Origin of the sequence: Brevibacillus sp. HB1.3 (genome assembly GCF_013186635.1) — a bacterium.
Lineage (GTDB): Bacteria > Bacillota > Bacilli > Brevibacillales > Brevibacillaceae > Brevibacillus > Brevibacillus brevis_D.
Genome location: NZ_JABMIT010000007.1, coordinates 27,267 through 53,932 on the forward strand (window position 1 = coordinate 27,267; position 26,666 = coordinate 53,932).

General features: G+C 46.1%; 22 protein-coding genes. 4 read left to right on the top strand and 18 right to left on the bottom strand.

Going from position 1 to position 26,666, the window contains the following annotated elements:
- Positions 1-17 precede the first annotated feature (17 nt).
- The 8 genes from HPY31_RS29205 to HPY31_RS17295 form a co-directional block, all read right to left on the bottom strand.
- Positions 18-587: a helix-turn-helix domain-containing protein gene (locus HPY31_RS29205; RefSeq protein WP_172141710.1), complete on the bottom strand. Its 570-nt coding sequence runs from the start codon at positions 585-587 to the stop codon at positions 18-20.
- Positions 588-754: 167 nt separating this feature from the next.
- Complete coding sequence (locus HPY31_RS17265; RefSeq protein WP_012684534.1) at positions 755-1,354, bottom strand: response regulator transcription factor; 600 nt, start codon at positions 1,352-1,354, stop codon at positions 755-757.
- A complete protein-coding gene (locus HPY31_RS17270; protein ID WP_172141711.1) occupies positions 1,351-2,493 on the bottom strand; it encodes a sensor histidine kinase in 1,143 nt (380 codons plus the stop codon). The genes HPY31_RS17265 and HPY31_RS17270 overlap by 4 nt, the downstream gene beginning before the upstream one ends.
- Before the next feature lie 63 nt (positions 2,494-2,556).
- A complete protein-coding gene (gene desA / locus HPY31_RS17275) occupies positions 2,557-3,618 on the bottom strand; it encodes a Delta(5) desaturase DesA (protein WP_172141712.1) in 1,062 nt (353 codons plus the stop codon).
- Between the two features lie 252 nt (positions 3,619-3,870).
- Positions 3,871-4,896 carry an ABC transporter substrate-binding protein gene (locus tag HPY31_RS17280; RefSeq protein WP_172141713.1) on the bottom strand — a complete coding sequence of 342 codons (1,026 nt, stop codon included), beginning with the start codon at positions 4,894-4,896 and terminating at the stop codon, positions 3,871-3,873.
- A 117-nt stretch (positions 4,897-5,013) separates the two neighbouring features.
- The gene (locus HPY31_RS17285) at positions 5,014-6,588 is read right to left on the bottom strand and encodes a helix-turn-helix domain-containing protein (protein ID WP_253901846.1); all 1,575 of its coding nucleotides are present in this window, start codon (positions 6,586-6,588) and stop codon (positions 5,014-5,016) included.
- Positions 6,589-6,718: 130 nt separating this feature from the next.
- A complete protein-coding gene (gene fhuB, locus HPY31_RS17290) occupies positions 6,719-8,800 on the bottom strand; it encodes a Fe(3+)-hydroxamate ABC transporter permease FhuB (protein ID WP_483297066.1) in 2,082 nt (693 codons plus the stop codon).
- Complete coding sequence (locus HPY31_RS17295) at positions 8,800-9,819, bottom strand: ABC transporter substrate-binding protein (RefSeq protein WP_172141715.1); 1,020 nt, start codon at positions 9,817-9,819, stop codon at positions 8,800-8,802. The genes fhuB and HPY31_RS17295 overlap by 1 nt, the downstream gene beginning before the upstream one ends.
- A 388-nt stretch (positions 9,820-10,207) precedes the next feature.
- Here HPY31_RS17295 and HPY31_RS17300 point away from each other — a divergent pair, with 388 nt between their 5' ends.
- The gene (locus HPY31_RS17300; protein ID WP_172141716.1) at positions 10,208-11,023 is read left to right on the top strand and encodes a DUF4097 family beta strand repeat-containing protein; all 816 of its coding nucleotides are present in this window, start codon (positions 10,208-10,210) and stop codon (positions 11,021-11,023) included.
- A 172-nt stretch (positions 11,024-11,195) separates the two neighbouring features.
- Here HPY31_RS17300 and HPY31_RS17305 read toward each other — a convergent pair whose 3' ends face one another.
- The 8 genes from HPY31_RS17305 to HPY31_RS17340 all read right to left on the bottom strand — a co-directional run bounded on the left by HPY31_RS17305 (position 11,196) and on the right by HPY31_RS17340 (position 22,477).
- Entirely contained in the window at positions 11,196-11,819 is a 624-nt protein-coding gene (locus HPY31_RS17305; RefSeq protein ID WP_172141717.1) for a hypothetical protein, read from the bottom strand.
- A gap of 211 nt (positions 11,820-12,030) precedes the next feature.
- Positions 12,031-13,908, bottom strand: coding sequence for an FtsX-like permease family protein (locus HPY31_RS17310; RefSeq protein ID WP_172141718.1), 1,878 nt, complete (start codon positions 13,906-13,908; stop codon positions 12,031-12,033).
- Between the two features lie 13 nt (positions 13,909-13,921).
- Entirely contained in the window at positions 13,922-14,689 is a 768-nt protein-coding gene (locus tag HPY31_RS17315) for an ABC transporter ATP-binding protein (protein ID WP_016741130.1), read from the bottom strand.
- Positions 14,690-14,865: 176 nt separating this feature from the next.
- Positions 14,866-15,873, bottom strand: coding sequence for an ABC transporter substrate-binding protein (locus HPY31_RS17320; protein WP_172141719.1), 1,008 nt, complete (start codon positions 15,871-15,873; stop codon positions 14,866-14,868).
- 159 nt (positions 15,874-16,032) lie between these two features.
- Complete coding sequence (locus tag HPY31_RS17325; protein WP_172141720.1) at positions 16,033-17,484, bottom strand: polysaccharide deacetylase family protein; 1,452 nt, start codon at positions 17,482-17,484, stop codon at positions 16,033-16,035.
- A gap of 189 nt (positions 17,485-17,673) precedes the next feature.
- Positions 17,674-18,903 carry an efflux RND transporter periplasmic adaptor subunit gene (locus tag HPY31_RS17330; protein ID WP_172141721.1) on the bottom strand — a complete coding sequence of 410 codons (1,230 nt, stop codon included), beginning with the start codon at positions 18,901-18,903 and terminating at the stop codon, positions 17,674-17,676.
- Positions 18,904-18,923: 20 nt separating this feature from the next.
- Entirely contained in the window at positions 18,924-22,055 is a 3,132-nt protein-coding gene (locus HPY31_RS17335) for an efflux RND transporter permease subunit (protein ID WP_172141722.1), read from the bottom strand.
- 38 nt (positions 22,056-22,093) lie between these two features.
- On the bottom strand, positions 22,094-22,477 hold the full coding sequence (locus HPY31_RS17340; RefSeq protein WP_172141723.1) for a MarR family winged helix-turn-helix transcriptional regulator: 384 nt from the start codon (positions 22,475-22,477) through the stop codon (positions 22,094-22,096).
- A 228-nt stretch (positions 22,478-22,705) separates the two neighbouring features.
- On the opposite strand from HPY31_RS17340, the gene HPY31_RS17345 reads away from it, so the two are divergent.
- The gene (locus tag HPY31_RS17345) at positions 22,706-23,869 is read left to right on the top strand and encodes a sensor histidine kinase (protein ID WP_172141724.1); all 1,164 of its coding nucleotides are present in this window, start codon (positions 22,706-22,708) and stop codon (positions 23,867-23,869) included.
- Positions 23,870-23,904: 35 nt separating this feature from the next.
- Positions 23,905-24,624 (top strand): response regulator transcription factor, encoded by a 720-nt coding sequence (locus tag HPY31_RS17350; RefSeq protein WP_172141725.1) that lies wholly within the window; start codon positions 23,905-23,907, stop codon positions 24,622-24,624.
- A gap of 70 nt (positions 24,625-24,694) precedes the next feature.
- Here the strand turns inward: HPY31_RS17350 and HPY31_RS17355 are convergent, their stop codons facing one another.
- Together HPY31_RS17355 and HPY31_RS17360 are read right to left on the bottom strand one after the other, a co-directional pair.
- The gene (locus HPY31_RS17355) at positions 24,695-25,171 is read right to left on the bottom strand and encodes a GNAT family N-acetyltransferase (RefSeq protein ID WP_172141726.1); all 477 of its coding nucleotides are present in this window, start codon (positions 25,169-25,171) and stop codon (positions 24,695-24,697) included.
- On the bottom strand, positions 25,152-25,853 hold the full coding sequence (locus HPY31_RS17360; protein ID WP_172141727.1) for an MBL fold metallo-hydrolase: 702 nt from the start codon (positions 25,851-25,853) through the stop codon (positions 25,152-25,154). Before HPY31_RS17360 ends, HPY31_RS17355 begins: the two co-directional genes overlap by 20 nt.
- A gap of 295 nt (positions 25,854-26,148) precedes the next feature.
- Here HPY31_RS17360 and HPY31_RS17365 point away from each other — a divergent pair, with 295 nt between their 5' ends.
- Positions 26,149-26,457: a DUF3139 domain-containing protein gene (locus HPY31_RS17365; RefSeq protein WP_172141728.1), complete on the top strand. Its 309-nt coding sequence runs from the start codon at positions 26,149-26,151 to the stop codon at positions 26,455-26,457.
- The last annotated feature ends 209 nt before the right edge of the window (positions 26,458-26,666 follow it).

The following is a 26,666-nucleotide window of genomic DNA, read 5'->3' on the forward strand; positions in this document are numbered from 1 at the left end:
ATACAGGGGATCGATTTTTAGACCCCGTATTTCAATATAATATGGAGCACAACAAGCTCGTCGGACTGATTTATATAGGAATGCTGGCCATCTGCACAAAAACTAATCGAATCATACTGATTCAAGACGTATGACTCATTATTTACATGGATGGAGAGGGTTCCCGACATGACCGTCGCAATTTCCGTTGTATTGTGGTGATGCTTCTCTGGATAGTATGAGCTATTCGGCTGTAAATAAGCTCTATACGTTTCCATTTCATTACTTACGTTTTGAAAGATTGGTTCAATGACCCAATCTTTATTATCCCCAGCAATTCTGAGTCCCTTCCCAGCTCTGGACAAATTTACACTGTTCTCGGTTGAGAATAACGCCAAGAGTGGGATAGATAAGCATTTCGAAATTTTCCACAGCACCCCGATTGTTGGGTTGGTTTCTCCACGCTCAATATTTCCAAGTGTCAGCTTGCTCACACCGGATAATTCTGATAAATCTTCCAGGCTCAAATGCTTCTCTTTACGAATTTTTTTTAATACTCCTCCAACCTGTAAAACAACTTGTTTAGGATCATCGGTTTCTGGATTCACTTTAAGCCTCCCTTTACCATAAAGATGGAAACTATAAAAAATATGCTAGTAGCATTCCTATACGATAGTGGATGAAATCATACTAAATATACCAGATCATCAATCATAACCCCATAAAAAAGAAACCCTTCCTGCCAAAACAGAAAGGGCCTGCTCCTGCTGGTCTGCTACTTAAACCAGCCTTTTTCCTTTGAATGCATAATCGCCTCGATCCGATTGCTCACACCGAGCTTGTCGAGAATGACGGAGATGTAATTCCGCACAGTCCCTGTCGTAATGTACAGCTGACTGGCAATCTCCTTGGTGTTCTTCCCGTCAGCGACCAAAAGCAGGACTTCCTTTTCCCGCTCCGTCAGCGGATTCTCCTGCCCGTATGCCTCATCGACCAGCTCAGGCGCGTAGATCCGCCGCCCAGCCATAATGCTGCGAATCGAGCTAGCCAGCTCTTCGCTCGGACTGTCCTTGAGCAAGTAGCCGTTTGCGCCTGCCTTCAGAGCTCGTTCGAAGTAACCGGGGCGGGCAAAGGTTGTAAGAATCATCACCTTGCACCCGCTGCCTTTCAATTCCTCGGCAGCATCTAATCCGCTTTTGACTGGCATTTCTATATCCATAATGCAAATGTCGGGCTGATGCTGATGCACGAGCTTGACCGCATCCTCACCATTACTTGCTTTTCCGACGACTTTCATATCCTCTTCCAAATCGAGCAGGGAAGCAAGAGCTCCCAAGAGCATCCTCTGATCCTCTGCAATGACAATGCGAATCATCTTCCCACCTCCTGTTCCGGTTGTTTGAAGATGTTGGGTACCCGGATCACTAGCTGTGTTCCAGACACTGAGGACTGGATTTCCATGCTTCCGTTGACGAATTCCAGCCGTTCCTTCATCCCACGCAAACCGTTACCCCGGTAAACCAATTCCTCGGCCATTCCAATGCCATTATCCGTTACGCTTACGACGAGATCGGTACGAGTGGGTTCGATGACAATGGAGGAGGCAGTGGCATTGCTATGCTTCACAATATTGTTGACGGCTTCTTTCAGGCACATGCACAGCACGTTTTCTGTCATCAGCGAAGTATTGGTCAGATTCGTGTCGCCTTCCAGGACGAATTCAATATCCGCTGCCTTGAAAATTTGCTTGATCCGAAACATCTCATCCTCAAGCCGCGTCCCACGCATTTGTGTGACCATTTCCCGTACTTCTTTCAAAGCGATTCGCGCCGTTTGCCTGATTTCCTCCAGCTCCGTTCTCGCCAGAGCAGGATTTTTGTTGATCAGCTTGTTTGCCAAATCGCTTTTCAACCCAATCAGGGAGAGCTTCTGCCCCAACGTATCGTGCAAGTCACGGGCAATGCGTTGGCGTTCCTCGAGCTTGACCAGCTCTGAAATCCGCTTGTTCGCATGCTCCAGCTCTCCCTGCAGCTTCTCGCGCTTATTCCAGTTGTACGTAGTCACGGGCAAGAGAATGACAGCAACCATACTAACCAAAACAAACGGAAGCTGGCCAATCAATTGCGCGTTTTTGGTGAAAAAGCCGATGTTAACCGATATGGCGGTGCTAATCAAATGAACCGTGTAAAGTGTAACAAAGCCGATCTTGTTCTCAATATTCCCGATAAAAAACGCCAAGAAGAGCGAGAAATACACATAGCCGAACATCAAGGTCATGGCGATGGATATGATGATCTGCACACCCGTCCAAAAGTAAATCAGCCAGCCCTTTGACAGAAAGGAGAATACATAGCAAATGAAAAACAGAATGATCATGATAATTCCGATCACCGCTTCGTACGTCGAGGATGACCGGAAGATGAAATAAAATGGCAGGATGTAGAAGACAACCCACACATAAGGGCTCAAGCCCGTATTTTTTTGAAGAATGTGATACCACTTCTGCTTTTGCATGCTTGCCCACCTTTTCTTCGCCACTCTCTCAAGTGTATCGGAATTCAATGGTTTATGGCAGGCTTATTTTCCTTCCAAACTCGGTTTGGAGCCTTGGAGTGCATCCATAATCGCTTCAGATGGAGCAGTAGTAGCCAATCGCTTGATGCCTTTGAAGCTCACAAAGCGCTTGTTACTCTCATCCCATAAATGAAAACGCAGGCACTGCACGCTGGCCGCCAGTGTAATCGTTGTCGCTTTCTGAAGCGGCGGCGTCTCGATATGTGCTTTTTCCAGGTTGTAATTCGGTACCCGTGGGCTTAAGTGATGGACGTGGTGAAAGCCAATATTGCCTGTGATCCATTGCAAAACCTTCGGCAGCTTGTAGTAGGAGCTTCCTTCTACTGCTGCTTTCACGTAGTTCCACTCTTCTTCGTTCTCAAAATACGAATCCTCATACGTATGCTGTACATAAAACAGCCAAATCCCAAACAATCCTGAGACAAAAAAGATCGGACCTTGAATCAGCAGAAATGCTTGCCAGCCAACCGCCCAGATTAAGACCGAATAAAGACCAACCAACAGCACATTCGTCAAATACGTATTCAACCGCTCTTTGCGGCGAGCACGTTTTACATTAAAACGATATTGGAGCAAAAAGACAAAAATAGGGCCTAAGCCAAACATAACGATCGGATTACGATACAGCCGATAAGCAATTTTACGCCAGATAGGAGCTTCGAGATATTCATTAACAGTTAACATCCACAAATCGCCTACGCCTCGTTTGTCGAGGTTGCTGCTCGTAGCATGGTGAATATTGTGACTATTTTTCCACTGTTCATACGGCACGAGGGTAAGCACACCAGTAATTGTCCCCACGATGTCATTCGCCAGACGATTTCTGAAAAAGGATTGGTGGCAGCAGTCGTGGCAAATGATGAAAGTACGGATGACGAAGCCACCTGCAACAATGACGATAGGCAGCGTCAGCCAATAGGACACAGATAGACTGAGATAAGCTCCGTACCAGAGCAGAATCAGGGGAACTAACGTATTGACTAGCTGTCGGATACTCTTTTTCATGTCTGACTTTTCAAAGGGGGCAACATTCTTTTTCAACTCGGCAATGTTGGCTTGATGCATCAATTGTTTCCTCCTCGACCGAAGCGCATGAGACATGGAGTGCGCCGGACACTATATTCTATCTTTATTGTAGAAAATAGCGTCTGGCCGCTGTAGTCATAAACGTCAAGTCGGAGACATGACAAATGTCATGGTTGAACAAGCGACTGGAAATTTTAAGGTACATAAACTAAGCGGCCATCCCATATTATGCCAGGAAAAGACCCCATCCATACTTCGGATGAGGTCTCTCGCTTTGACGCTGTATTGTTCTTACTTCACATCGAGGCGCTTCACGATATCTTCGAGCAGCAAATTCGCTGCCTTGATGCCGCCTGCTTTGTTCCAGACCGTTTCGTCTACTTGGAAAACTTGATTGGTCTTCGCCACATTCAGAGATTGGAAGACCGGGCTTTCCATCCATTTTTTCGCGTTGTTCGAAACGTCTTTAGATTCTTTCGTTGGCTCCGTTACCCAGTAGAACAGGATGTCCCCATCCATAGCGGACATGCCTTCTTCACTGATCATTTCTGCAAAGTTGTTTACATCCTGGGAAGCTGGACGTGCGAGTCCCAGTTGATCGAGCAGCACACCGCTAAAGGTATCTTTTTGATAGATTTGTACACCTTTTTTGGAGAATTTCGCTACGGATACTTTGGTAGAAGCTTTCGGACCCAGCTTTGCTTTCGCAGCAGCTACACGGTCATCGAATTCTTTCAGGACCTGCTCGCCTTCCGACTTCTTGTTTAGTGCTTCTGCATACAGCATGAAGTTGCTTTTCCATCTACCGGACAGCTCTTCTGAGAATACGGTTGGAGCGATTTTGGACAGTTGATCGTAAATCTTTTCATGACGTACTTTGTTCCCGATGATCAAATCAGGGCTCAGGCTTACAATCGCTTCGAGATTCGGCTGGTCTTCGAAGCCCAACACTTCTACACCTTTCATCTCATCTTTGATGTGAGGATACCAAGGATCTTCATCCCACGACTGTACAGCAGCGATTGGCTTAACGCCAAGTGCAAGCAAGGCTTCAGTACCTTCATTTGTTAAAATTACCACGCGTTCTGGTGTTCCCTTAATCGGAGTGGTACCCATTGCGTGTTTCACTTCACGTACTTCACTAGAATCGGCTGGTGCTGATGTTGGAGTAGCCTCAGTCGTCGTTCCCGATGCTGCTGGCGCTTGTTGAGCTTGGTTGGCATTGCCTCCACAACCGGCAAGGACAACCAGCAAGCACAGCGCGAAGAAGCTGGTCATGATGTGACGCATGGTCCGTAAACTGGTCTTACTTTTCATATCGAGAATGCCCCCACTTCTACTTATCAACTTAGTGATAACAATTATCAATTGATAGTATATAGAGACTCCTCTTCCTTTTCCATGGACGTGATTGTCTAATTCCCATGGACCAGATTACCCCTGTGCGACCTGGAGAAAATACGCTTTGCTCCTTTGAATCGTATGCTCCCTGCCAAACGGTCCCCATGGGTCCCATTCGTGATTGGCGGGATGGTACACTTTGTTTTCCCGTACCGCACGCATGTCTCTCCACAGCGGGTTGTTCCACAGTGCTGCCACATGCTCCCGTTCACTCCAGAACACGATGATTCGCTCCGGGTTTAATTCGATCAGATCGTTGAGTGCATTTGGTTTATAAGCCGCGTGGCTCACATTCGGATCAGGCGCAAATCCAAGCTTGTGATAAAACAAGTCAGCGAGGGCGTGCCCCTCTACACCATATAGGCGCACCTCATCCGCAAGGACGCGAATCATCGTCCATTCACCCTTGCGTGTAACCGGCAACAGTGCATCTTTTGCTTGTTTTTCCACGTTGTCGATGTGCTTGATGATTTTCTCTGCCTGACTCTCTTTTTTGAAGAGCGTCGCCAATCTGGTTTGGTAGTCAATCCAATTCGGATAACCGTCAAGAAAGACCGTTCCTCTTATTTTCTCCCAGTCTCCCGCCTCTCGATTTTGGAAAAAATTCATCCTGACAATCACATCAGGCGACAATGTTAAAATTTCTTTCGGATCGATCAACTGCTCTGCATTCAATGCTTTTGTCCCGCGCAGCTTTTGCTGTAAATAAGAAGGAAAACCCGTCCTCGTTTCAAAGTAGTTCGGGAAGGAGGGGGCAGCAATCGGCTGAATTCCCATCGCAAGAAAATGATCCTGCAAAAACAGCTTGCTGACCACGACTACTCGCTGGTCACTTTGCTTCCTATATATTTGCGGCGACAATCCTTCGCGTTTTTTAAAGAGTCTACTAAAATACAGCTCATCGGTATAACCTACGTTACGAGCTACATCCTTCACGCTTCCTCCAGAATGGGCAAGCAGCTCTTTGGCATGCTCCATCCGCAGCCCCGTCAAATACTCCCCGGGTGTCATTCCCGTCACACGTTTGAAAGCACGGCAATACGAGCTGGGGGTCAACCCCGCCAGTCTCGGCAAGCTTCCCAATTCCAGTGACTCGCGGTAGTGTTTTTGCATGTAGGCGATGGTCTCCTCAATCGCTCCGATGCCCATTTCCTCTTTCTTTTTCTGTTCATCATAAACAACACCAAGTAGCTCGTAGAGCAACGCTTGGCTCCGCAAAAAAGAAGAGTAGTCCCGTTTTCGTGTCAATTGCGAGAGCTCCTCCAATACCGTCAGAAATGAAGCGGGTGTAGAGACAGCCAAAACCTCGACTTCTTTCCTCTCAGGAGCGCTCTCGTGCTGATCGTGTCTCGCTTCTGTGTAATGTAGCCTGAATATGTGCAACGGTCCTGATTGGCACCGCAATTCTTCTATCTTCGTCGTCGGGTGCAACAACAAGAGCTTTCCGGCCTCGAGCATCTGCTTTTGACCATCAACTGTCATCTCTGCACTTCCCTCTGCCACGTAGCAAAGGACATGGGTGTTTACCTCCACCTGACGCAGATGAAAATTTTTCAATCGCTGTTTGCGAAAGGCGGTCATCAAAAAGCCAGGATAATTTTGATTCATCGTCAACAGACTCACATCCTTCTATCACCGGAAAATAGCAAGAAAAAGTAGACAAGCTGATTGCCGGAATCAGCCTGTTCTACTTTCATCATGTTGGAGACCTTTGTATTTGGCAAGTGCTTGCCTACGTCTATTGTGAGGAACGATTCGAACGAAACATCAGCAAGAACAGATAGGGCGCCCCTAGCAACGCCACCACGACCCCCGCCGGAATATCTTTCGGAATCATGACAATCCTTCCTAGCAAATCAGAAGCAGCCAGCAATACAGCTCCAAGCATGGCTGAGACGACAACTGCACGGCGATGATGGGGTCCAACCAGCATTCGTGCTGCATGCGGAGCGAGAAGACCGATAAATCCTACGGCTCCGACACTGGCAACTGCCGCTGAAGCGAGCAACACGGCAATGACTGCCACAGACAACCTCGTCATCCGCACCTTTAACCCCAATCCAGTCGAGCTCTCGTCATTAAATGACAAGAGGTCCACCCGACGTCCTAACCACCACGCGATCGGTGCTAAAACGAGGATCGCAGGCAACAGGCGGCCTACTTCCATCCATCCCCGCCCGTATGTACTTCCTGCCAGCCAAGTGAGTGCAGGCGCTGCCAGGATCATGGAATGTACGATCAAGATATTGATCAAGGCGGCACCTGCGGCAGAAACCGCAATACCTACAAGCGTCAAGATGATTGGATTGAGTCCCCTTTTCCAAGAGACTGCATACACAATTGCAGCAGAGATAATTCCCCCTGCAACAGCCCCAAGCGGCATCCAAGCCGAGAATTGAGGAAGCACGAGGAGCACGATAATCGCCCCTACACCCGCACCACTCGTGACACCGACAATCTGCGGATCAGCCAGTGGATTACGTACTGCACTCTGCATGAGACTTCCGCTGATCGCGAGTGCCACACCTGCCAACATCGCTGTCAACAGTCGCGGCATCCGAAGCTCCAACACCAATTGACTGTACATCTCGTTTCCTTGTCCCATGAAAATGGCGATGATCTCCGTCCAGGGCAGGTACAAGTTTCCGCTAGACAAGCTGAGCATCCAAACGACCACGAGCAGCACAGCAAGCATGGACACAATCAACGGATACGAAACTTTGCGTTGTGCTCCACCGACACTCATGGAGCCTCCAGTCCCAGCACTCATACTGCGCGAGACACGCAAAGCCAGCCAGATCAACCATGGACCACCAATAGCAGCCGTGATGGCTCCTGCCGGAAGTTCACCATAATGATTGATGAACATACGTGCAATCGTATCAGAAGCCACAAGCAGCGCTGCCCCCCAGATGGCACATAACGGCAGCAGCCATCTATGCTGGGTGATGCCTGACAATCGCACTAGATGCGGAGCCACGAGTCCGATGAAACCGATAGGACCGACCACACTGACACTGACGCATGTAACCAAGATCGCAATAAACATGGTGAAAAGCCGTGTTTTTGCCACCTTTTGCCCCAATGACTTCGCCGTTTCTTCATTAAGGCTAAGTACATCAAGCTGCCTGGCCATAAAAAAGCTGACCAAAATTCCAGCTACAATCCAAGGCCAACTGAATTCTACACCCGACCAGTCATTTTGCTTCAGGGAGCCCGAGCCCCAGAGGAAAATGCCATTTGTCGTTTCTTCGTTAAACAAGATGATGGCACTCGTCAAGGAGGAGTACACCAAGGTGACGATCATCCCGGACAATGCCACACGCACAGGCGTGCCTTTTCGCCCGCCAGACATAAAGTATACGGTAACGGCTGCAAGTATTCCGCCCGCCATAGCAAATGGAAGCGGGTGGTCATGCAAGAATGATGGCCAAAAAACCATCCCGAACACCACGAAGAAATAGGCACCCGCATTTACGCCCAATGTCGTTTCCGAAGCGAGCGGGTTTCGTGTCACTGTCTGCATCATGGCTCCGGCAATAGCCAATGCTGCACCAGACAAAAGCCCCATGACCGTTCTCGGAAGCCTGACACCTTGTATCATATGGTGATCGGAAATGTCCTGCGGAGCAATAATGGCCTGAATAACAGAACGCAGAGAAATGTCTGCCATCCCCTGTGTCAAACTGACAAATGTAAGCACTAACAGAGCGACAAGTCCACCCCCTAACATCCAGAACAATCTCCAGCCCCCTCTTGGTGAGGAAGTGGCTGGAGTGATGTCAGTTCGTGTAAACATTTTATTTTTGGCTAAACTCATTATTTTGCCAACAGATCAACAGCTTTATTCGCGAGAATCTTTGCAGACATGGTACCACCATACGGCCACAAATCTCCGCCCAGCGCATAGACGCGATTTTCTTTCACAAAAGTAAGGCCGTTCCAAACGGGGTTGTTCTTCAATTGATTCTCAATCACGTTGTCATCATTTTGAATGATATGGAGGAAATTCGCATCCTGCAACGCTGGAAGTGCCTCCACATCTGCGAGTGTCATTCCGGTTTGCTCAAATTTCTTAGGCTTATACTTATTTGTCAGACCAATATTTATCAAGATGCTTGCTGCTGTAGAGTTATCCGTAGACAAGCGGAATTCTACCGCATTTTGGCTGCTGTAGCCCATCGCGAGAACAAATGGAACTTTATCTGCACCAGCTTTGGTTAGCTTTTCTTTTGCTTCCGCATAAGTCTTGTCGAGGTCTTTCAAAGCGGCTTCGGCTTCGGCATTTTTACCCGTAATATCCGCAATTTGCTTGAAAATCTCGATCATACGATCATACTGTGATCCCTGACCTTCAGCAGGATTCGTATCAAAGGCAATTGTTGGGGCAATCTTGCTCATTTCGTCGTAATTGGCTTCTACATTTCGTTTAATTCCGATAATCAAATCTGGCTTCAACATCATGATCGATTCCAGGTTGGGGGAAGTACGACTCCCTACATCCACTACTTCTGGAGCGATCTCCACAGGAAGCTTCACCCATTTTTTCATATTTGGAATATCTGCAATCCCTACAGGCTGAATACCTAGAGCCAACAAATGCTCTGCTGAGCTCCATTCCAATGCAACGATACGCTTAGGAGTGCCTTTGATAGTCGACTCTCCCATCATGTGCTTCACTGTGCGCACTTGCTCTTCTGCCGGCTTCGCGGCGTCAGGCTGAGCAGTAGCAGCTTGGTTGGAACCAGATTGTGTAGTTGACCCCGCATTGCCGCAAGCAGCGAGTAACAGCATCGCAGACATAAATACAAGCATCACTGGTAGTTTCATAAGACGCATGAAAAAATTCCCCCTTACTTTTCTAGGTGTTACATTGAATAAGAAAGGATGATGGACATGTTTTCCAATCAACCATTAATTATGATAATGATTATCATTATCCTTGTCAACGGTGAGATGTGTTCAAAGTCTTAATAAAACAGCAGCGACCTAAGACCTGAAAAAAAGTCTTAGACTCGCCGCTGTTTTATTACGCTATCGATCCCGTTGGTTGAACAGTGCCTCTAGGTTTAAAGGCGGAGGCTCTTTCTAGACTTAAGTCCAGTTTTTGTTTCAAGCCAGAGTCCGTTACCAAATCTTTCTGACCACTGTACGATTAATGTACATACGGATCACGTAATTTAAAATGATGATCTGTTTAGCATGCAGAAGAAAGGAAGATAAACGTTTGAACAAGAACATGAAGTTGGCAATGATTCTCCTGGCCGCTGCCAGTATCGGAATCGCTGGATGTACGAAGGAATCCTCCGTCACTAGTACACAAAGTTCGTCCCAGCAAAACGCTTCTATACCGACGAACGCAATTGCAAATTCAGAAACATCGGACATGAAGAATGTCTCGAATGCAGTAAATGGGGATATTTCTCAAATAGATGTAACTAGCATTCATTCCCTAAAAATTCAGACTAACGCAGCTATAGTTAAAGTCATAGGAGACAAACAAATCAATCAAGCAAAATGGGAGTTATCCAAGGGCAATTCAAAAGCAATGGATACCAATGTGACTACGTCGATCCAAGATGGAACATTACAGATTATGCTTAAACAGGAACAAAAGAAGCTCATAAATACGGAGCCTTTGCCATCCTTAACGATCCATCTTCCTTATAAAGACTTCAAATCCCTTGAGATAGATAATGAAGTCGGCGACATATTCATTGAGTCAGAATTGTCGGTCCAACATTTAAATGTGAGCAGCAATGCTGGCAACATCACCGTAACGGATGTCATTGGCAAGGAAAGCAGTAACATATCTACTAACCTTGGAAACGTCGAATTCGCTCTACCGGATCAATTAGCACCTCTATATGTAAGTTTATCAACAGAAATGGGGAATATTGATAATCAGGTTAATCTTGAAAAAGCAACAAATACCACATCGGTTGTTTCCAAAGAAGTCCATGGATATGTGGGTGAGGCTCAATCCGGGAATGCAACGCTCAACATTTCCACACAGGTGGGCGAAATTCTATTCAAAAATTAAGTGTCATCATCGTACCAGGCTTGCCATAATCATGATCAGGTCTGGTATTGTTTGCATAGTTCAAAAAACCAAAGCCTTATGGTCGTGATAAAACGTAAAGGGGCTATCTAGAAAGTCAGTCCACGCCGACTTTCTAGATAGCCTCAACAGGTCTTGTCTACAACACTATTTCCTAATTCTCTTGCTTCTTCGTAGGCATAATCTCTCCCGTTTTCACATCTATTCCAATCGTGATAGATTGTTTGGGATCTTTTCCAGTAAACGTAAGGTTATATCTGCTAAATTTGCCTACAAAGTTATCTACAATATTGGCACTTGAAATCACATAGGATTTTGCTTCTGGATGTGAGGCATAGAATTTATCTACCCCGGGTTTTACATTTGGGTATGATAGAACGGTAGCAGCATCCAATGATTGGATGGTATAGCTAAGGTTCCCCGTTTTCGAATCTATTGCAAAGTGAAAAAAGTTGTTTGAATCTTTTTCAAGTCTAATAACATACTTATCATACTCACCTTTTGAAACGACATCTTGATAAGCAATGATCTCATAAGATTTTGTTTCTGGAAACTGTACATAGACTTGATCGATTGCTGCTTTCACAGCCTTATCGGCAAGAGCTTCGGAAGCTGAGAGCTTTTTGTAAGTTCCTGCATACAATTCTTGGTTTTGAGCTGCAGTCTTTTGAGTTGGGTTTTCATTTGCACTTACTACTAAAGCTCCCGATAGGGAAATCGCAGTAGCCAATCCTAAAGCTGCCAAACGTACGGATGTTTTTTTAAGGTTTATTTTCATACCAATTCTCCTTCGCGTTTATGATTTCTTTCCTAGGTATAGGTTAGAAAAAACTTCTAAAATATAAAGTGGGGTAAACTTAAAATTTTTATTAAAGTTCTTTGGTCATATAGCTTATCCCATGCAGGTACGATCGTTCTCAAGAACAGAAAAAGCGCTCCATAAAAGGGAAAAAATCCACCTCTAATGAGAAGGATTTTCCCCTTTAAAATTACGCTTCTTTTGGCAACACAATTCCACGATAAAGCTGAACCGTAATGTAATAGTAAATCGCATAGATCACAACAAAAATCAGTGTTGGAATCCAGATGTTCAGGTACGGATCCAAAAGGATGAACGAGAACATCTCCATACCAATCAATACGTGCATCAGACCGATGATCGCCGGGAAAACGAATACCATGAACAGCTCTTTATAGATCGAACCTACGAGCAACGATTGACGTACGCCGATTTTTCTCAGCATGCTGTAACGATCTTTGTCACGGGAAGCACCGGACAAGATTTTGAACATCAGGCAGCTCGCCATCATCGCCAGGAAAGCAATTCCGAGGAAGAAGCCCATGAACATCGTTCCGCTTGTGAAAATATACATTCCCGCATACGTGCTGTATTTGGAAGAAGTGTATACGTCTTTCGCTTCTACATTTGTGATAGACCCAATCAGTTGCTTTTGACGTTCATCCATTGCTTTTAATTCCTGCGTGTACTTCAAATAGTCGTCAACCTGTGCAAGGAGAACCTTGTGTTCACTTCCAGCGATTTGCTCATACGTCGCCTGATCCACAACCAGAACAGATTTGCCCTCAATCATCTGGTAGTTGATAAAGTTGGTGAATATCGCTTTGTCCCAATCCTCAGGAATAGCATCGTATTTACCTTTGTCCTCTTTTGACGAACTAACGATATACGTCTCTTTCGGAAGCGGATCAGTCACAAGTTTTGGCTTGTTTTCAGCAGAGTAATTTTGAATGCTGTTCGTGGAAAGCAACAACGGTTTTGCCAGCAAGTCTTCCTTCAAGTAGTAATACGCCTTGTCGTCGACTTTGTATCGATACGTATTTTGCTCCAGGACGTTCATTTTTTTCAGTGCCTGATAATCCGCTTCAACCGGATCATGCAGATTCACGTCATACACATGGAACACCGTGGTAAACAAATTGACATTTTGCTGGAAGGCCAAGCCCCCTGCCATCGCTCCGACACCAAGCCCAATCAGCATGGCTACTGTACCAAGGATTTTGGTCAGGTTGTTCACCCGAAAGCGTAGCTGAGCAAAGGTGAATGCGTTCAACTTGCTGTCATTCAGCTTTTTATTTTTCTTCAGAGCCTGTACAAGAACTGGCAACAGCGAGATGAAAATCAAGTACGTCCCGATGGTGCATGAAATCGCCCCTACAATAAAGCCAAGTGCTTGCAGGTACATAAGCAAGTGCAAACATGTATAACCCAGAGCCAACAGGATCACGCCAAGGATAGCGACCAAAATCGCTCCGATTCCTTTTGACTTGATTTTGTCATTTTGTTGCTCAGCACGGATGAGAGCGAGCTCAGTTGCACGAGCCAAACGAGCAGCATTGATCGTAGATGTGATGATAAACAGGATGAGGAAGAATCCCCATGTCATCCAAATCGCTGGCAGATAAAAAGGATAGTACCCCTCTGTCGAAATCTCCAGCAGATTCATGAGCAAGACACCGATGCCGCTTGCAAGGGCAATACCAACCAGACTACCGATCACCAAAGAAATGATCCCCATCGTCAATGTTTCCAGGAACAGAATCTGGCTGATTTTCCCCTTCTTCGCCCCTAAGACCATGTACATTCCGAGCTCTTTGCGCCGTAGCGAGAGTAGGAATGAGTTGGCATAGAAAATATAGAAAATCGTGATAAACGCCAGCAGGAATGCCCCTACATTGAAAACGATCTGAATCGAAGAAATCATCGCGTTGTTTTTCGTGTAATCAGAATTGAGGGCAAGCGTCTGGAACATGTAAAAAATCGAAATGGAGATGACCAGACCAACGAGCAGAACCAGATAGTCCTTCATCATCTTCCGCATACTGGACAAGGATAGCTTGAAAAGCATGAGACGTTACCTCCTAGCGTACATCATGTGATGCACCTAGCTCGGCCAGTACATCCAGAATTTGTTTAAAAAATTGCTGACGATCTCCCGTACGTTGAATCTCGGTGTACAGCTTGCCGTCCTGAATGAACAAGATCCGTTTGCAATAACTAGCGGAAAAGGCGTCATGCGTAACCATCATGATTGATACTTGGTGGTTCTCGTTCAAATCTGTCATCGTTTCCAGCAAGCTTTTCGCATTCTTCGAGTCGAGGGCGCCTGTCGGTTCGTCCGCAAGCAGAATCGCAGGATCATGCACAAGTGCGCGTGCTGCCGCGGCGCGTTGTTTTTGTCCCCCGGAAATTTGAACCGGATATTTTTGCAAAATCTCTTCGATCCCGAGTGCTTGTGCTACTTTACTTACTTTGGTGCTGATCTCTTTGGAAGGGACACCTTGCAAAGACAGCGGCAATGCAATGTTTTCATATACGGACAAATTCTCTAGCAGGTTGAAATCTTGAAAAATGAAGCCGAGCTTTTGCGAACGAAAATCTGCGAGCTGATTACGCTTCATCTGTGTAATGTTCGTTCCCGCAATCTCAATAAAGCCTTCTGTTGGACGATCCAGTGTGGAAATCACGTTGAGCAAAGTCGTCTTACCCGAACCGGATGGCCCCATGATTCCCACGAACTCACCTTTATCTATGGTCATCGATACGCCTTTTAAGGCATGCGATTGGCTCTCACCTTTTGTCCCATATATTTTTTGAACGTCTTTCACTTCTAGTACAGCAGTACTCATTCTACGTTCCTCCATTCTATCTATTGGCTCGCGTTCGTTGTTTCCGTCGCTATTCACTGTAACCAAATTCCAGAAGAGGAGCTATTGATGTTCCTTACAGTTTTCTTTACATTTTGTAAGGTTTATTACGTGAGACGAAAAAAAGTCATCCGGGGAGGAATGACTTTTCTTGTGATCTATTTTTTGCTCTTGTTCTCTTCGTGTCTTTTGATCAGCATATCTACGAACATATCAATCTGTGCTGTGATCGCGATTGGATCATAGCGATAGAAGGTATCGTAGTCGTTGTAGAAAATCTGATTGTTTTTCGCAGCAGGGGTAGCATTCCAGACAGCAGACTCCTGTAAGGTTTTCAAGGCTTCGCTATTTTTTTCCGGATTGTAGAAAGTCACGAACATGTAATCCGCAGCGTATTCTGGCAAGGTTTCCATGGACAGCTGTAAGGTTTGCTCTTTGGATTTGTCTGCGTGCGGCATTTTCAGCTTCAATGCATTGTACACGATTTGACCACCGCGCCCTGCGTGATCGCCGAAGATCCACAAATCTCCTTTGTTCGTCAGCTCGTAGAGACCAACCGTTGCATTCTCATCCACGATGCCTTTCAGCTTTTCGCGCCCCTCGGCAGCCTTTTTGTCAAAGTCTGCAATGAACTTGTCTGCCTTTTCTTTATCGCCAACCACTTCTCCGAACAATTTGAGCGTATCGTAAATGTTGGTCGCCGTACCGTACGGAAGATAAACGGTTGGAGCGATTTTGGACAAGGCTTCATAATTATCATCATACATGACGACGATGAGGTCAGGAGCCAGCTCTAACGTTTTCTCCACATTGATCCGCGGGCTACCCACGTCTTGTGCATTTTTTAATGGTTCAACGGTAAACGGGCTTTTAAAAGCCTCCGTCTCTGCACCGATTACATTTCCGCCTACTGCAATCAACTCGCCTGCGTAGTAATCCGTCACAATACGTTGTGGCTTATCAGGAATTTGAATGGTCCCCTTGGGTGTTTCGATGCTGCGCATTTTGTTCTCAGTAGGGGCTGCTGTTGACTTGTCAGCTGGCTTGGAAGCAGAATCCGTTGCGGGTGCTTGCGTTGCCGTATTTGCTCCACCGCATGCCGTCAAAAAAAGCGAGAACACCAAAATGACAGCAAAGACAGCCTTTACTGTTTGGTTCGTAAGCATAATGAGCCTCCCTTATGTACGTTTGTAAGATAGATGTAAGTAATATTACAATCGATATTGATTATCATTATCGATAAAACTATAACAAACAGTATTTTTACTGTCAATCGCCCGAGCTTTGCGAAAAAAAGCAAAAAAAATCCCTTTCTGAGAAAGGGATTAGTTGCCGGAGTGTCTTTGTTTGATCATGTCGTCCATCTTTACAAAGGTGTAGCCTTTGCTTTTCAGGCTTTCCAGTACAATCGGGAGTGCTTCAATCGTGTGGATGTCATCTAGCATATGCAGCAAAATGACACTGCCATTTTTCGTCTTGCTCATGACGCCATTTACGATATCTTTCGCGCTGTTTTTATTGTCCCAATCCAATGTGGTAACATCGTACAACGCAATGACCTTGTATCCCGTAGCTGCAATCACTTTGGCTGTGTGATCGTCTACTACGCCAGTCGGCGGACGGAACAGCATGACAGGCTGCTGTTGGATCGCTTCGGTAATGACCTGATGTGCTTTGACCACGTCCTTCTGCAATTCTTCCGTTGTCAGTGTCGTTATGACCGGATGGCTATACGAATGGTTGGCCACATCATGACCACTCTCCACCATCGCTCTTGCCAAATTTGGATTGTTCTCCACCCCTTTTGCCCGCAAGAAGAACGTCGCTTTGACATCATGCTGCGCCAAAATATCTAATAGTTTCGTTACGGTTTTGTCGCTTCCCCAGTCGTCAAAGGTTAGCGCGATCTGTTTTTTATTTGTGTCGACCTGAGAGATGATCTCGTACTTGGCATTTTCGAATTGCGGATTCAGTTTTACTGCGTCAAAGCCTGGTATTTGTTCCAGCGGCTTGCGTTCACCGCCGTTTTTCACCATCTCACTGAGCGGGACAAACTGGTAGCCGATATCCGCTGCTGCCTTGGCGATCAACGGAATGGCTGGGATCACCTCAGGATTGATGTCTGTATTGAGTGAGATAATGCTGCCTCTGGACATGTAGCGTGTTATGTAATCTCCAATGGTTTTGGCGTCTTTTTGCAAATCGCGGTCCTTCGGGTTGATGTTGTAGCTGACGACCGCTTCCATCCCGAGATGGGCGGCTGCCAAACGGACGTCATCCGTCACATCGCCAGATTTGGTTCTCACATAGCGAGGGGAAATACCCGTCTCGCGTTTGATGACCTCATTACTCAACTGAATCTCCCGATAAATTTGCTCGTAGCTGAGCTTGCTCATATCCAGTTGATTCAATGTGTTGTTTTGGATTTCATGACCACGGGCCAAAATGTCCTTGGCGATGCTTGGCTCCTCGGCGACACGCATACCCGGCAGAAAAAAAGTGGCTTTGATCTTATGGGAATCTAGCTGCTCCAAAAGACTTTTCATCATCTTTTCGTCGCCCATGCCGTTAAACGTCAGGGCCAATTCCTTGCGCCCCGTATATACATAAGGCAGCACCTTGCTTTTTTCACCCGTGTATCGAGTGATAGTCTGTTTCTTCTCTGTCTTCTGGCGCTCTGTGGATTCATCTTTGCTCGCAAACATCGAGCATCCAGAGACGAGCACGACTGTCATGAGCAGTGCAATTCCTTTGCACAGTTTTGTAGATATAATCATGTATGACTCCTTATCCCCTCATTGCTTTGATGTCGGGATTATGTAAAAGTTTGAGGCATTGATTTTTAACTCTCCATTGATCATAGCTAAAATTATACTCTGTTTAGCATATTTGGTAGAGTAAATGTTTTTACCATTTCATAACAAAAAGAGACGGATCTGCTCCGCCTCTTTTTCTTCCCTATCTACTTACTCTTGAATACTGACCTTGCCGCCATCTGCAAGCAGCGTCTGTCCTTTTACCACGACTTTATCTCCATTGGCTAGGCCGGATACTACTTCAATCAACTCGCTTGTCGAGTTGCCTGTTGACACTTCCACTTGCTTGGCTGTTTCCCCTTCCAACTTGAACACGTATGGTCTGCCTTCACGCTCAAATACGGCCTTGCGAGGAATGACTAGTGACTTCGCTCCTTCTGAACTTTGTGGGAAGGTAACATTTACGACCATATCGGACTTCAATTCATGAGAAGCATTTGGAATCGTGATTTCTACTGGATAGGCTTTGAGCTGCGAATCCATGACCGGACTAATCGCCGTTACATTTGCATCAATCGTTTTGCCTGTAGACTGCACGTTTACTTTGACGACTGTTCCTACTTTTACTTTCGTCACATCTGCTTCAGACAAATTCGCTTTGACCACAAGTGGATTCGTTTTAACGACGGTCACAATAGGTTGCTGGCCTGCCATCTGTCCCACTGCTCCGGTCACGCTTGCGACAAATCCGTCGATGGGGGAGACAACCTTTGCATTCGCCAGTTGCTCACGAGCATTTTGCAGTCTGACCTCGGACTCCGTTACACTCGCTGCCGATACTTGCACACCCGTTTTTTGTTTCGCGCCTTGCAGCTTCTGCTTTGCATTGTCATAGGAAATCTGGGCTTTTGTGAGCGTTGTATTTACCTCTTCCATTTTCTCAGTAGCAATCGCTCCCTCTGCGAGCAGCTTCTGATTACGTTGTTGATTCAGTTTGGCGTCAGCAAGCGCTCGTTCTGCTTCCGTCAAATCATTTTGTGCTTCCACCAAGCTTTGGTTAGAGGTGCTGCCTGCTTGGGTTAAGTTCGCTTTTGCCACACGGAGAGATGCTTCTTGTTCTCTTACACTGTTAGACAACTCATTCGTATCGAGTGTAAACAATAATTGTCCTTTTGTTACGGCCTGCCCCAGCTTTACTGGGAGAGATGCAATTTTCCCGCTAGTTTTTGGTGACATTTGTACTTCCTCACTTGGTGCCAATTTTGCAGTCAATCCAGCCTCCGATGTGACCACGCCTTGTGCCACCGTTGCAACCTTTACAGGGGTAACCGTTTCTGCTGGTGGGGCAGCAGTTGTTGCTGCATCCTCCTGGCTTGCGCAGCCTGTGATCAAGGTAAGGGAAAGTAGCGCCACAATCGCGATTCTTTTATTTATGATCATGAATGGTTCCTCCTCTTTTCTCATGCATTTGTCGATTCTAACGTGGTACGAATTTTCTTTGCCTGCTTTTGCTTGCGTTTGTTGCGTCTCTTTTGTCCCATTTCATCAAACCATACGGTAACCACAGGTACGAGTATGAGCGTGATCATGGTGGAGAAAATCAAGCCATACATGACGGTAGTGGCCATGGGCGCTTGCAGTTCTAAACCGGACCCAGCAGCAACGGAGAGCGGAGCAATGGCCATAATCGTCGTGAGGGTTGTCATCAAAATCGGACGCAGACGAGCAGGTCCTGCATGTAAAATCGCTTCATGTAGCTCCCAACCTTTTGCACGCAACTGATTGATCAAATCGATTAACACAATCGCATTGTTCACGACCAGACCGATCAGCAAAATGTACCCGATCAAAACAGATACAGTAATAGGTGTTCCTGTAAACAGAAGCCCCAATATGACCCCAGTAAGACTCGGAGGAACCGAGAACATGATGATAAATGGACTGAAAAGTGATTCAAACTGAGCAGCCATGACCATGTACACAAGCACGACGGACAAGATGATCGCGAGACCCAGATTCACAAAAGAATTTCCCATATCCTCGCTCTGTCCGCCCATTTCGATGGTGTAGCCATCCGGAACATTCAGCTTATTGATGATATCCGTAACCTCCGTCGCAGCCGCTTGCAGGTTATCCCCGATCAAATCGCTTGTGACCGTCACTTCACGCGTCATGTTTTTGCGCTCAATCGATGGTGGTACATCGACTTTGCTAATGGTTGCTACGGAAGTGAGACTGATTTGAGCGCCCGTTGGCGTGGAAATACGCAGGTTCTTCAAGTAATTGATATCTTCCTTATAGTCTTTAGGCAGCTTGAGATTGATATCAATTTCATCTTCACCCGTACGATACTGGGTAACCGTTTGACCTTGGAAAGAAGTTCGGACAGCAGAAAGGATTTCATTTGTTGTCAACCCGTACAAGCTCGCCTTCTCTGTATCGACCTTCACATCGAACTCTTGACTCATTTCCTTAACACTGGTAGATACGTTCATCGTTCCTGGTACCTTGGCTATTTCCTCTTTTACAATCTCACTCAGTTCCGTTAAGACGTCCAGATCATCTCCGCGAATTTCAATCGAGATGGCTGCTCCGCCCCCCATACCACCGGAAAGGGATTTCACCTTGATATCTGCTCCTGCAATATGCTTGACTTGCTCTTGCAGGCCCACAGCAATTGCCTCTGTCGATCGCTGTCTCGTAGAAATCTCTCCTACGTGCAGTTCGATTGTTGCGTTATGAGAAGTAGAGGCACCGCTCTCTGAAATGCCGTCGCCACCCCCGACCGAAGACTTGACCAATTTCTTTTCTGGCACTTGATTGACCACTTCTTCTACTTGCTTCATTACTTTTTCTGTTTCCGTCAAGACAGTTCCCTTCGGCAGCTTGATCTCTACTTGGATTAATCCTTGGTCCATATCTGGGAAAAAACCTGCTCCGAGAGTGGGAACTAGCATCAATGAGCCAATCAACATGGCAAAAGCAGATCCAATCACCGTTTTTCGATGACCCAATGCCCATTTGAGTACCCTTTGATAGCCCTTTTCTACCTTATGGAATCCGATGTTAAACCAGGTTAGCGGATTGAAGCCTCGATAGTTTTCATGATTTGTATGCTCCGGGACAGTTTTTAACAGGCGAGCACTCATCATCGGAACCAGCAAGAAGGTGAAAACGAGTGCTGCAATGTGTGAGAAAACGACCGTCAATGCCAACGGTGCGAAAAGCTCAGCAACAATACCCTCTGTCAGCGCAATCGGTAAGAATACGCAGATTTGTGCCAATGCGGATGCCATCACCGCGGTTCCTACCTCTTTGGAACCAATCAATGCAGCTTCCATCATGCTTTTGCCTTGTTCCCGCTGACGGAAAATGTTTTCCAGCATAACAACCGCGAAGTCCACTAATGATCCCAATCCGAGCGTGAGACCTGCCAGGGAAATCAGGTTGATTGTTTGACCTGTCATATACATCAAGAGGAAGGTTGATATGATCGATATAGGCAGGACAATGACTGCAATGAGCATAGACGACAGACTGCCCAAGAAGAAGAACAGCATGAGTACGCCAATGGCACCACCTGCCAGAGCATGTACTACCGTGTTGTCAACGGAACTCTGGATATAGGTAGAGGTATCGAGAACGATACGTGCTTCTACATTTGCTGGAAGCGTGCTATTAATCTTCTCCAGCTCAGCCTTTACGTCTTTTGCGATTTTAATCGTATTGCCGCCTGTGCCTTTCATCACGGAAATTCCCAAGCTTGGCTTTCCATCAATGTAGCTCAGATTTGTCACTTCTTTGATGGTGTCTGTTACGTTGGCAATATCACTCAATCGGATAAAGCTCCCACCGACAGAGATCGGCGTGAGTGCAATGGTGTCCACATTGGTGAATTCTCCTTGCACGCGAATACTGGTCTTTGCGTCACCTTCCCGTATCGCACCCGCTGATCCTGAGACATTGCTGTTTTCTAGTGCTGCCTTTATTTGATCCAATGTCAATCCATAGGCGGCTAGTTTGGCTGGGTCTACGATGATATCGACAATTCGCTCTTGCCCACCAGTGACCGTGACAGAAGCAACACCGTTTATTCGTTCCAAACGGGCCTTGATTACATCGTCCGCGATTTTTTTCAGTTTGTTGACATCTTGATCGCCAGTTATAGCCAGATCAATGATCGGCTGGCTTGTCGGATCAAATTTCAACACCCTTGGTGAACCAGCTGATTCTGGCAAGCTCCCTCGGACCAAATCTACTTTATCTCGCATATTCAGCGTGGCTTGGTCCATGTCTGTTCCCCACTTGAAATGGAGGATGACTGAGGAGGAGCCGTTCACAGAGGTTGATGTAACCTTGTCTAAATTCGGAACCGTACCTAGTGCATTTTCGATCGGCTTGGTAACCAGCTTTTCTACCTCAGCTGGAGCCGCCCCCTCCACAGAGGTAACAACTACGGCGACTGGAGAAGTCAGCGATGGCATCAATTCAATAGCCAAGCGAGGAAAGGTTACCAAACCAAAAATGAAGATGGCTACGGATATCATAATCATCGTGACCGGACGTTTGATGGACAGTTCTGATATATTCAAAATTTTCTCACCTCTTCGTTTATAGGGGGCTCAGCGTATCAGCTCAGTATTTCTTTCTCCAAAATAAGCGCGCGCAAGGAATGCAGCGATGTAGGTGTACAAGCACTTCCTTCTTCTTCCGTCCAATTCGCTGGTACACGCTCCGTCAATGCTGCCCACACAATTCTCCGATCCGATTTATCGCGAAATCTGCGTACCAAGTTCATCTGCTCCAGCCGACTGATTAAACCTGAGGTCGTACTATAGGAAAGATCAATCGCCTTGCTGATTTCTCCCATTGTTTTCGGGCTGATCGCGATTTGCTCCAGAATGAGAACTTGTTGCCAGGTGATATCACTTGAATCCAATGCTTGCATGGACAGTGTGGAAAATACGGTGCTCGTATCTCTTAGAATCTTCGCTAACTGAAACAGTTCGTTCATAAAAGCCTCCTACCCATTGTCTATTTTTCGGACTATCGTTTGGGGTGTTCCCCTCCACAGATCAAATTGTACTTATACGATTCGTCCCCGAAGTCTATCGGGTAGTCAAAATGTGGAATTTGATTTTATCTATCCAGAGATAGAAGTCCGTACACCCGGAGATAGACGACAGCGCATGCTAAAATGAAACTATAAAGGGTACGTATACCAAGAAAGGAGGCTGTCTTCTTGAACGCTTCAGCTGCATCTTTCCGCTCCCGTTTCCTGCTCATTTGTTTTTTTGTATTGATCTCATTTTTTCTCATTCCAAGTGCTTACATTCATGAACCCACCATTCCATTTATCATCTCGATGATCATCATCTTCTGCTACCTGCTGATGTTTCTCAGACCCAAAAAGAATTGGAAACCATTTCAAAAAGACATCGCCATTATCGTTATTGGTACCGTGTCATTTATAAAGGTTCTCTATGTAGGGCAAGAGGTCGGTCTATCCTTGCCATTGGTGGCATTTATTGGATTCCATATCCTTGAACGCCGAGCATTGTACTATGCGATTTTTTTTGGTGCATGCTCCTTTTCTTACATGTTCTTTCATAAAGACTATATGTTTGAGGAGGTTATCGGCTATGTCGTGACCTATATGGGATGGTATCTCGGAGCACGAGGACTATCTGTTCAAAATCAAGCAAAGGAGTCGAGTCAGCAGCATCTGAAACAATTGCAAAAGGCGCATGTTGAACTCCAGGAAGCTCATTCTGAACTTCAAGAGGCCTCTGTGAATACACTTCGTGCCGCTGTCCTTGAGGAGAGGACCCGAATCGCCCGTGATGTTCACGACGCTTTGGGACACAGTCTCACATCCTTAATCGTTCAATTGAATGCTTTGAAATACATGCTGCAGGGTGGACCGAGTGACGCACAGGAGGCTGTCCGAGACATGCTTACGGTGTCAAAGCAAGGCCTCGATGATATACGCTCGTCTGTACATACATTGGCTGCAGACAAATCCTCTCTGGGAATCACACCACTGCGTATACTCTTATCACGAGCCCAACAGCATACCGACATCAAAATGAAGCTGATCAGTCCCAATCCAGACATACCTCTCTCTCAGCAGATAACCATTACGCTTTACCGGATTCTCCAAGAAGCAATTACGAATTCCATACGACATTCTGATGCAACAGAAATTTTCATCACGATTGAAAAAAAGCAAAACTACCTATTCTTGGCCATTTGGGACAATGGGAATATTACGAATCATCATCAAATCAAGCTCGGCTCTGGCTTAACAGGTATCGTCCAACAAACCAAGCAATTAAACGGAGACCTTTCCTATTCCATTCGAGAGCCACACGGCTTTCAAATTGACATCAGCTTTCCGCTTTGATAAACAAATAGCGATAAATACGGAGGAATGCCAGCATGGAAAATCAAAACAAAAAAGAGACCATTCGTGTGGTCCTGGTCGATGACCAAACGATGATCCGCCAAGGATTGGGATATGTCATCAAAATGCAGAAGGATATGGAAGTAAGCGGGGAGGCTTCCAATGGAGAAGAAGCCGTGAAGATCGTAGGGGAAATCATTCCTGATGTAGTCTTAATGGATGTACAAATGCCGAATATGTCTGGAATCGATGCAACACGCGAAATCACTCGACTCCATCCTTCGATAAAAGTATTAATCCTCACTACTTTTGACACGTACGATTACATCGTGGACGGTATTCGCGCTGGTGCTGTCGGCTATATGCTAAAGGATTCCGATTCACAGGATATGTTGGACCTCATTCGCAGGGCCCATCAGGGAGAGGCACTGTTCTACACGGCTACAGCTGCCAAGGCTCTCGCGGAGGTTCTACAGTTTCAACAAAAGAATCAAGAGCCTGACTCTCATTCTGACTCTGATGCTGACCTTGACTCTGCGCTTCCACCGCTTGTCATGTTTGATCAATTGACCGATCGAGAGCGGGACGTACTTGAGCAGCTATCCCACGGTAAACGGAATGATCAAATTGCACAGCACCTGCTTATCTCAGGGGGAACCGTCAAGACGCATATCCATCGCATTTTACAGAAAATGGGCGTGGAGGATCGTACACAGGCAGTTGCCAAGGCCATCCGGTATAAAATCGTGAAATAAGGAAGAGAAGCGTAAAAAGCCCAAGCATTTTACATGCTTGAGCGTCGCTGCTACTTGGAATAGACTGCAGCTATTCCACACTCCGTCCCTTTTCGATTTCTACTTCCAACAACGGCAATGTTCTGTCCGGGAAAACGGTAGATGCGATTTCTCCTACGCGCTTTGCCCCTCTCGACAAGTAAAACGGTTCTGCGTACGGGTCGCTGTGGATGGTGATGACAGGGATATCCAGCTTTTGTGCCACCTCCACCATATACTGCCACAGAGCCTTTCCGTAACCTTTTCCAACTGCCTCCGGTTCCATGAACAAATAGCCTAATAGCCACTGCTCTTGCTCTGCAGCCTTTTCCAAACTCATGAAGCCTTTGATGCTACCCTCGTCCTCTAACACATATACTTCCTGCGTCTCGATATAGGCAGGTGATAGCGTCAGGTCATCGCGACAAGCCTCCATGAATTCATCACTGTATCCCCAATAAGCTTTGGAGCGATAGGCTAGCTCACTCAGTTCGCTTGCTTCTTGTCCTTTACCTCTGCGGATGTTCATCTGAATCCATGCCCTCCTTTGCTACGATTTCCGCTAGACGTTGTTTAATACCCCCTGTACAAACGCCGCCGTGATAAGCAATCACCGTCTCTATATCGAACTCAAGCAGTTTGCGGATCGATTGCAGAGCTGTCGGTTGATCAGGCGTGAATTCGGGATTGAAGGGCATAACTACTCCATCTTGTGCTGTGAGGGCGTCTCCTGAAATCAACGTCTTGCTGGGAATATGATACAAAGAGATGTGATCGGGGGAATGACCGGGCGTATAAATCACCTGGATACCTCCACAGGAAGGGAGAACATCGCCATCCTGTACGGCATGATCAACTTTTACCGGAGGGGCCAGTACCCCACTTTTGATCAAGGGTGTTTCTCCTGTCAGATACGGAATCGCTACCTCGTGAGCAACCACCTGTACGCTTCCTTCCTTTGCTGCTACTATTTCAGGCAAGCTACCAATATGATCACGGTCTTGATGGGTAATGATGATTTTCGTCAACTTTTCAAAAGGAATCGCTTCTTGCGCCAGTACGTTCTGAATCAGCTCCAATTGTCCGGGGATACCTGTATCCACAAGAATGGCTTCATTTTCATCCCATAGCACTGCGGTGTGAACGACGAATGGATTGCCTCCCGCGTTCATCTCCAGTTTGATCGTTTTGATTCCTTCTGTTTGAGTCAAATCGGACACCTCCACATTTGCTTGAATCTGAATGGTATGAATGATTCCCTAAAAGCAGGGGATAATCCTCTCCCTTCCTGTTTAGAATTTACGGAAGACATATGGAATAAAGGCTTCTTCTTTATAATTTTCCCTTTATTTGGGGTATAATCGAGATACGGCGTGTATATTCCGGTTGAACCCCCACTTAGAACGATCACGGGTCCTTTTGGATGAACGTGAATTATATCGTAGTCCGGTCCTACATTGTGGTTTATCAAAGGCCATATACAATCACTTTTGGGGGATAACCAAAATGAACAAAAAAATAATGATTATCGTTTTCCTAGGCTTAATCCTTATCTCTGTTCCAGTTATATATGTTCAAGGAACTTTGTTAAGCTTAGAGAATCAGGTACGCCAACATCTCATTACCGAGAAAAATATTGATGTGAAAACAATAGTTAGTGTAGATGGCGTTTTTGGGAAGCTTCCGTTCTTTAGTGTAGAAGTTATTTTTGCTGATGAACCCGATGTAAAATACTTTTATACTGAAAAAAACGGAAAAATAATATCTTTACATTCGACGCTTAAACCCAAAGGTTACGAATACAAACATAATTGAGTCCCGTGGACGCTGGTACTACCCCATCCCCTGTCACCTCAGCTTTATTTGGTCCCGATCATAGGCATTATGAAAGCATACGTCTGAATCTTCAATTTCGGGCGTTTTTCGCTATTTTCGGGGATGATCCCTTTTACGATTATCGTACTGCTCATTTAGCGAAAAGTGGTCGTTCAAGGGTATTTGCGGATGCGTTCGTGTAATGTTTC

What these genes read in the sequence shown, in the direction of transcription:
- HPY31_RS17265 (WP_012684534.1), bottom strand. Translation starts at nt 1,354, where the DNA reads ATGATTCGCATTGTCATTGCAGAGGATCAGAGGATGCTCTTGGGAGCT.
- HPY31_RS17270 (WP_172141711.1), bottom strand. Translation starts at nt 2,493, where the DNA reads ATGCAAAAGCAGAAGTGGTATCACATTCTTCAAAAAAATACGGGCTTG.
- desA (WP_172141712.1), bottom strand. Translation starts at nt 3,618, where the DNA reads ATGCATCAAGCCAACATTGCCGAGTTGAAAAAGAATGTTGCCCCCTTT.
- HPY31_RS17280 (WP_172141713.1), bottom strand. Translation starts at nt 4,896, where the DNA reads ATGAAAAGTAAGACCAGTTTACGGACCATGCGTCACATCATGACCAGC.
- HPY31_RS17285 (WP_253901846.1), bottom strand. Translation starts at nt 6,588, where the DNA reads ATGAATCAAAATTATCCTGGCTTTTTGATGACCGCCTTTCGCAAACAG.
- fhuB (WP_483297066.1), bottom strand. Translation starts at nt 8,800, where the DNA reads ATGAGTTTAGCCAAAAATAAAATGTTTACACGAACTGACATCACTCCA.
- HPY31_RS17295 (WP_172141715.1), bottom strand. Translation starts at nt 9,819, where the DNA reads ATGCGTCTTATGAAACTACCAGTGATGCTTGTATTTATGTCTGCGATG.
- HPY31_RS17305 (WP_172141717.1), bottom strand. Translation starts at nt 11,819, where the DNA reads ATGAAAATAAACCTTAAAAAAACATCCGTACGTTTGGCAGCTTTAGGA.
- HPY31_RS17310 (WP_172141718.1), bottom strand. Translation starts at nt 13,908, where the DNA reads ATGCTTTTCAAGCTATCCTTGTCCAGTATGCGGAAGATGATGAAGGAC.
- HPY31_RS17315 (WP_016741130.1), bottom strand. Translation starts at nt 14,689, where the DNA reads ATGAGTACTGCTGTACTAGAAGTGAAAGACGTTCAAAAAATATATGGG.
- HPY31_RS17320 (WP_172141719.1), bottom strand. Translation starts at nt 15,873, where the DNA reads ATGCTTACGAACCAAACAGTAAAGGCTGTCTTTGCTGTCATTTTGGTG.
- HPY31_RS17325 (WP_172141720.1), bottom strand. Translation starts at nt 17,484, where the DNA reads ATGATTATATCTACAAAACTGTGCAAAGGAATTGCACTGCTCATGACA.
- HPY31_RS17330 (WP_172141721.1), bottom strand. Translation starts at nt 18,903, where the DNA reads ATGATCATAAATAAAAGAATCGCGATTGTGGCGCTACTTTCCCTTACC.
- HPY31_RS17340 (WP_172141723.1), bottom strand. Translation starts at nt 22,477, where the DNA reads ATGAACGAACTGTTTCAGTTAGCGAAGATTCTAAGAGATACGAGCACC.
- HPY31_RS17350 (WP_172141725.1), top strand. Translation starts at nt 23,905, where the DNA reads ATGGAAAATCAAAACAAAAAAGAGACCATTCGTGTGGTCCTGGTCGAT.
- HPY31_RS17355 (WP_172141726.1), bottom strand. Translation starts at nt 25,171, where the DNA reads ATGAACATCCGCAGAGGTAAAGGACAAGAAGCAAGCGAACTGAGTGAG.
- HPY31_RS17365 (WP_172141728.1), top strand. Translation starts at nt 26,149, where the DNA reads ATGAACAAAAAAATAATGATTATCGTTTTCCTAGGCTTAATCCTTATC.